Annotated in this window: 8 protein-coding genes; 6 read left to right on the forward strand and 2 right to left on the reverse strand. The window is 63.2% G+C overall.

Going from position 1 to position 6,528, the window contains the following annotated elements; genetic code table 11:
* Positions 1 to 1,383: aspartate ammonia-lyase (locus PSTU_RS0110040; RefSeq protein WP_019340905.1), on the reverse strand; the 1,383-nt coding region annotated here is incomplete at its 3' end.
* A 193-nt stretch (positions 1,384 to 1,576) separates the two neighbouring features.
* Here PSTU_RS0110040 and PSTU_RS0110045 point away from each other — a divergent pair.
* From PSTU_RS0110045 to PSTU_RS0110070, 6 genes are all read left to right on the forward strand, one after another.
* A complete protein-coding gene (locus PSTU_RS0110045) occupies positions 1,577 to 2,473 on the forward strand; it encodes a LysR substrate-binding domain-containing protein (protein WP_019340906.1) in 897 nt (298 codons plus the stop codon).
* 349 nt (positions 2,474 to 2,822) lie between these two features.
* Positions 2,823 to 3,314 (forward strand): 5-(carboxyamino)imidazole ribonucleotide mutase, encoded by a 492-nt coding sequence (gene purE / locus PSTU_RS0110050; RefSeq protein ID WP_019340907.1) that lies wholly within the window; start codon positions 2,823 to 2,825, stop codon positions 3,312 to 3,314.
* The gene (locus tag PSTU_RS0110055) at positions 3,315 to 4,400 is read left to right on the forward strand and encodes a 5-(carboxyamino)imidazole ribonucleotide synthase (protein ID WP_019340908.1); all 1,086 of its coding nucleotides are present in this window, start codon (positions 3,315 to 3,317) and stop codon (positions 4,398 to 4,400) included. It abuts the gene before it with no gap.
* A 101-nt stretch (positions 4,401 to 4,501) separates the two neighbouring features.
* The gene (locus PSTU_RS0110060) at positions 4,502 to 4,753 is read left to right on the forward strand and encodes a GlsB/YeaQ/YmgE family stress response membrane protein (RefSeq protein WP_019340909.1); all 252 of its coding nucleotides are present in this window, start codon (positions 4,502 to 4,504) and stop codon (positions 4,751 to 4,753) included.
* Between the two features lie 50 nt (positions 4,754 to 4,803).
* Complete coding sequence (locus tag PSTU_RS0110065) at positions 4,804 to 5,334, forward strand: DUF3299 domain-containing protein (protein WP_019340910.1); 531 nt, start codon at positions 4,804 to 4,806, stop codon at positions 5,332 to 5,334.
* A gap of 3 nt (positions 5,335 to 5,337) precedes the next feature.
* Positions 5,338 to 6,021 (forward strand): uracil-DNA glycosylase family protein, encoded by a 684-nt coding sequence (locus tag PSTU_RS0110070; RefSeq protein WP_036992966.1) that lies wholly within the window; start codon positions 5,338 to 5,340, stop codon positions 6,019 to 6,021.
* Between the two features lie 5 nt (positions 6,022 to 6,026).
* Here the strand turns inward: PSTU_RS0110070 and PSTU_RS0110075 are convergent.
* Positions 6,027 to 6,528 (reverse strand): FAD-dependent oxidoreductase (locus PSTU_RS0110075; RefSeq protein WP_019340912.1); only part of this gene is annotated, 502 nt, incomplete at its 5' end.

The following is a 6,528-nucleotide window of genomic DNA, read 5'->3' on the forward strand; positions in this document are numbered from 1 at the left end:
CGGGCGCAGGATGTCGTCGAGGGTGGCGTCGTCCAGCAGCTGCTCCTCGCGGACCAGTTCCAGTACACCGCGGCCGCTGAGCAGCGCCTGGCCGGCGATGCGGGTGGCGTTCTCGTAGCCGATGTAGGGGTTCAGCGCGGTGATCAGGCCGATGGAGTTCTCCATCAGGCGCCGGCAGTGGTCTTCGTTCGCCGTGATGCCGACGATGCAATGCTCGCGCAGCATGTCCATGGCGCGTTGCAGCAGGCGGATCGAATCGAACAGTTTGAAGGCGATCAGCGGCTCCATCACGTTGAGCTGCAGCTGGCCGGCCTCGGCGGCCATGGTCAGCGCCAGGTCGTTGCCGATGACTTCGAAGGCCACCTGGTTGACCGCTTCGGGAATCACCGGGTTGACCTTGCCCGGCATGATCGAACTGCCCGGCTGGCGCGGCGGCAGGTTGATCTCGTTGATCCCGGTACGCGGACCGCTGGAGAGCAGGCGCAGGTCGTTGCAGATCTTCGACAGCTTTACCGCCAAACGCTTGAGCATGCTGGAGAAGGTGACGAACGCGCCCATGTCCGAAGTGGCTTCGATCAGGTCGGCGGCTGGCTTCAGCGGATGGCCGCTGATGGTCGCCAGGCGTTGCACGGCCAGGTTCTGGTAGTTGGGGTCGGCATTGATTCCGGTGCCGATGGCGGTGCCGCCGAGGTTGACCTCGACCAGCAGCTGAGGGGCGATCAGGCGCAGGTGCTCAAGGTCTTCACCAAGGGTAGTAGCGAAGGCACGGAATTCCTGGCCGAGGGTCATCGGCACGGCGTCCTGCAGCTGGGTGCGGCCCATCTTGAGGATGTGCGCGAATTCACCCGACTTGCCGGCGAAGGCCTGCACGAGGCTGTCGAGACTGGCCAGCAGGGTGTCGTGACCCAGCAACAGGCCGAGACGGATGGCGGTGGGGTAGGCGTCGTTGGTCGACTGCGCCATGTTCACGTCGTTGTTCGGGTGCAGGTGGCGATACTCGCCCTTGGCGTGGCCCATGTATTCCAGCGCCAGGTTGGCGATTACCTCGTTGGCGTTCATGTTGGTCGAGGTGCCGGCGCCGCCCTGGATCATGTCGACGACGAACTGATCGTGATGCTCACCCCGAATCAGGTGCGCGCAGGCCTGGCTGATGGCGACGTGCTTGGCGTCGCTGAGGTGGCCAAGCTCGCGGTTGGCGTCTGCGGCCGCCTGCTTGACCATGGCCAGTGCCACGACCAATTTAGGGAAGTGCGACAGCGGCACGCCAGAGAGGTGGAAGTTGCGCACGGCGCGCAGGGTCTGGATGCCGTAATAGGCGTCAGCGGGCACTTCAAGGGAGCCAAGCAGGTCTTTTTCCAGACGGAATGATGCAGCGGAGGACATGAGGATTCTCTTCCGAGAGAAAAGCGGCATTTGCCGCGAAGGCCGCTACGATAGGCGCTCGGCGGCATTTGCGGCCAATGCTGTTCGGCTCTGGGGTATGCAAGATCGGCATAAGAGTAATGTGACGTCGTTTCGCTGCGAAGCGTTACACGGCATCATGATCATCCTTTCGCCAACCGCTTCGGGAGCGCGCATGAACATCGAAACCAAGTGGCTGGAAGACTTCGTTGCGCTGGCCGCGACACGCAGCTTTTCGCAAGCGGCCGAACGACGATTCGTCACCCAGCCGGCCTTCAGCCGACGCATCCGCAGCCTGGAAAATACCCTAGGGTTGACGCTGGTGAACCGCTCACGCACACCCGTGGAGTTGACCGAGGCCGGCCAGCTGTTCCTGATCACTGCGCGCAGCCTGGTCGAGCAGCTGGGCGAGGTGCTGCGACACCTGCATCACGTGGACGGCCAACAAGGCGAGGTGCTGCAGATCGCCGCGGCGCATTCGCTGGCGCTCGGTTTCTTCCCGCAGTGGATCGCAGGGCTGCGCGCGTTGGGCCTGAACCCCAGCACGCGTCTGATGGCGACCAACGTTGGTGATGCGATACACGCGCTGCGCGAAGGGGCGTGCGATCTGATGCTGGCTTTTCATGATCCCGATGCCGCGCTGCAGCTGGACCCGCAGCTGTTTCCTTCGCTACACCTGGCCAATAGCGAAATGCTGCCGGTGTGCGCCGTCGATACGGCGGGCGATGCGCTGTTCGACCTGAACAACGGGCAAAGCGTGCCGCTGCTGGCCTACAGTGCCGGAGCCTTCCTTGGCCGCTCGGTCAATGGTCTGCTGCGCCAGCGCCGGCTGCGCTACACCACGATGTACGAAACCGCCATGGCCGACAGCCTTAAAAGCATGGCGCTGCAAGGCCTTGGCGTCGCCTGGGTGCCGCGCCTGAGCATCACGGCAGAACTGCAGCGAGGCGAACTGGTGGAGTGTGCCGACGAAAGCTGGCGTCTGCCGCTGGAGATTCGGCTGTACCGCTGCGCGCTGGTGCGCAAGGCGCCGGTGCGGCTGCTATGGCGTCGATTGGAGAGTGGCGGGTAGCGGCAGGAGTTGCGTGTATACCGTACGCGAGCAGCACACCAAACCTGGCCGAAAGCCCGTGCTGGCCATCATGAGGACTGGCTTTGGTGCAGTGTTCAGGGCCGGGTTCGACATTGGCGTGGCAGGTGTGCAGAGTCCCGCTTAGGACATTCGTTACGGCATCGAAGATGCACGGCCTTCGTTCAGTCGCCGACTGTCAAGCCGCAGGCGCGACACGCGTGGCTTTCCGGTATAATGCCGCGCCTTCGAACCAGCAACTTCGCTGGTTTGCCCTGCATGCAAGCCACGCTCCCGATGCGTGGCTTGTCGTTTTTGTAGCGCTGCGCAGCGCACGACGAGAGGCACGACGATGACCGCACTGGTAGGCGTGATCATGGGCTCCAAGTCCGATTGGTCCACCTTGAGCCACACCGCAGAGATGCTGGAAAAGCTCGGCATTCCGCATGAAGTCACCGTGGTGTCCGCACACCGCACGCCCGACCTGCTGTTCCAGTATGCCGAGCAGGCTGAATCACGCGGCTTGCGTGTGATCATCGCCGGTGCCGGCGGCGCGGCCCATCTGCCGGGCATGTGTGCTGCCAAGACCCATCTGCCGGTGCTCGGCGTACCGGTGCAGTCCTCGATGCTTTCCGGTGTCGATTCGCTGCTGTCGATCGTGCAGATGCCGGCCGGCGTACCGGTGGCCACCCTGGCTATCGGCAAGGCAGGCGCGATCAACGCCGCGCTGTTGTCGGCCAGCATCCTCGGCCACGAATTTCCTGAATATCATGCCGCGCTGAAGACATTCCGCGACGAGCAGACCCAGACCGTGCTCGATAACCCGGACCCGAGGGACGCGTAAATGAAGATTGGCGTGATCGGTGGCGGCCAGCTGGGCCGCATGCTCGCCCTGGCAGGAACCCCGCTGGGCATGAACTTCGCGTTTCTCGACCCAGCCCCGGACGCCTGCGCAGCAGCACTCGGCGAACATCTGCGTGCTGACTACAGCGATCAGGATCACCTGCGCCAGTTGGCCGATGAAGTCGATCTGGTGACCTTCGAGTTCGAGAGCGTGCCGGCTGAAACCGTGGCCTTTCTTTCCCAGTTCGTCCCGGTGTATCCGAGCGCCGAGGCGCTGCGCATTGCCCGTGATCGTTGGTTCGAGAAATCCATGTTCAAGAACCTCGGCATCCCGACGCCGGAGTTTGCCGACATCCAGTCCCAGGCCGATCTCGATGCCGCGGCCGCCAGCATCGGCCTGCCGGCGGTACTCAAGACGCGCACCCTGGGTTATGACGGCAAAGGCCAGAAGGTTTTGCGCAAGCAATCCGAGGTGACCGCCGCCTTTGCCGAGTTGGGCAGCGTGCCGTGCATCCTCGAAGGCTTCGTGCCGTTCACAGGGGAAGTGTCGCTGATTGCCGTGCGCGGGCGCGATGGTGAAGTTTGCTTCTACCCGCTGGTTCATAACACGCATGAAGAGGGCATCCTGCGGTTGTCGGTGGCGAGCAGCAACCATCCGCTGCAAGCGCTGGCCGAGGACTACGCGGGGCGTGTGCTGACACAGCTGGATTACGTCGGCGTGCTGGCGTTCGAGTACTTCGAGGTCGACGGCGGGCTCAAGGCCAACGAGATCGCGCCGCGCGTGCACAACTCCGGTCACTGGACCATCGAAGGCGCCGAGTGCAGCCAGTTCGAAAACCACCTGCGCGCGGTAAGCGGTTTGCCGCTCGGTTCGACGGCTAAAGTCGGCGAGAGCGCCATGCTCAACTTCATCGGTGAAGTGCCGGCCGTGGAGAAGGTTATCGCCGTCGAGGATTGCCACCTGCATCATTACGGCAAGGCGTTCAAGGTCGGACGCAAGGTGGGGCATGCCACGCTGCGTTGCCCGGACCGTTCCACGCTGGATCGGCAGATCACCGCCGTCGAGTCGCTGATCGCGCGCGATTGACTGTCCGGCGGTCTGGCTTGCTGCTTTCGGCGGCGAACTGGCTGGCTATCCTCAGGTCCGAAAATACGTAACGCCTATTTTCGGACTTGAGGAGATTGCCCATGGGCATCATCGGAACCATCATCATCGGCCTGATCGTAGGGCTCATCGCGCGCTTCCTGAAGCCCGGCAACGACAGCATGGGCTGGATCATGACCATCCTGCTGGGTATCGGCGGTTCGCTGCTGGCCACCTACGGCGGGCAGGCGCTCGGCCTGTATCGAGCCGGAGAAGGTGCCGGCTTTATCGGCGCGGTCGTCGGTGCGATCATCCTGTTGGTCATCTACGGCATGGTCACCAGCCGTAAACACTGATCTGCCTGGGGCCGCGCCCTGCGGCCCCGTTCTCTCATCTTTCGGTTGTCATGCGCCTCTTAATTCTGTCCCTCCTGCTTTGCTGCGTTTCCAATGCCCATGCCGCTCCGGCGGAGCTCGACTGGCTTGAGCTGATGCCTGCCGAGGATCGTCAGGCGTTGGAAGAAATGCCTGAAATCGAGCATGACTCGCCGGAGAACGACGGTTTCAGTGATCAGGGCGGTCTCAAGCAAGGCAGTGGTCTGCCCGCGGTGATGTATTCGGCCAAGACCGTGCCGGCGCTCAACGGCAAGCTGATTCGCCTGGGCGGCTATCCGGTTCCGCTGGAAACTGACAGCCGGGGCCGCAGCACCGAGTTCTTTCTGGTGCCCTATCCGGGCGCCTGTATTCATGTGCCGCCACCACCGCCCAACCAGATCGTGATGGTCCGCTATCCCGCCGGGATCATGCTGGATGATATCTATGCTCCGCTCTGGGTCGACGGCACGCTGCAGGTCGAAGCCGTCAGCAACGACCTGGCCGACGCCGCCTACGCGATCTCGGCAGCTGAAGTGAAGCTGATAGACGAAAGTGATCTCTAGTCGATGAAACGACGGTTGCCGCTCGACCTTACGCAGCGCATGGCTTTCAGAGAGCTGGCTGAGCAGACCGAGGGCATCGATGAGGCGGCATACAAGGCGTTCGGTAAGGACCCGTTGGTGCCGATCATCGGTCTTGGGCCGGCCGATGCACCCATCGCATTCTTTGGCCGCGATCCGGGGCGCGAAGAGGTGCGCTACGGTGAGCCGTTCATTGGTGCTGGGGGCCAACTGGTTCGACGTGCGCTCTATCGGCATGTCCATGGTGAAGAAATGCTGGATTTCGAGGCCAGTCAGACCATTGGCGATGGCTTTTTCTGGATCAACACAGTGCCCTACAAGCCGCTCGGTAACCGCGCCTGGTCAATGGCAATCAAACGCCGATTTCATCCGCTGATGCTCCAGCTGCTGCTCGACCACTGGCAGGGCCGCGACATCGTCACGCTTGGGCGTGAGGCGTTTCTCTGGTTTGGTCTGGAGCAGCCACGCGAAGTGCGCCAGCAACTCGAGGCGTTCTGGCAGCGCGAGGATCGTTTCACTGCGCATTTCGATCTTGAGCTGGCGATGGCGACGAGCATTCGCAGAACGTTTCGCCTGCATCCGCTGCCGCATCCATCGCCACGCAATCTGACCTGGTTCAAGCGTTTCCCCGAGTTGCTGGAGGCGCGCCTGCAGCAGTTGCTCGGCTGACACCCTCAGCCCTCAGCCCTGTGCCGCCGCACGAAGCGGCGGTCGAAATGATCCTTCAGGCTGCCAAGCATCCGGCCTTCGGCCGCCACTGCGCCCCAACTCAGCAGCGCACCATGACGGCCGTCAGCCAGCAGGGCGAGGCTGTGGGTTTGCGGATGGTAGTGGCGCAGCGGTTGGCCAATCGACACTCGCGCGAGGTTGGTGGCCAACACGCTCGCCTGACGCACCGCGTGTACGCCGTTGTGGATAGCGCCGGGCAGGCTGGCGCAATCGCCGCTGGCGAATACATGGGGGTGCGAGCGGCTCTGCAGGGACGGGGATATCTCGATGAAGCCACGTCCGTCCACGCGCAGGCCCGACTCGCGCAGCCAACCCAGCGGGCTGGGACCTGTCGCGACAATCAGGCGTCTTCCGCGCCAGCGCACCTGACCTTCGCCGACCAGGGTGTTGCCGTGGACTGTCTGGATCGGGGGGTGCTCATGGACCTTCACCTTGGCGTCCTGCAGG

It is taken from the genome of Stutzerimonas stutzeri SDM-LAC, from assembly GCF_000235745.1.
Lineage (GTDB): Bacteria > Pseudomonadota > Gammaproteobacteria > Pseudomonadales > Pseudomonadaceae > Stutzerimonas > Stutzerimonas stutzeri_H.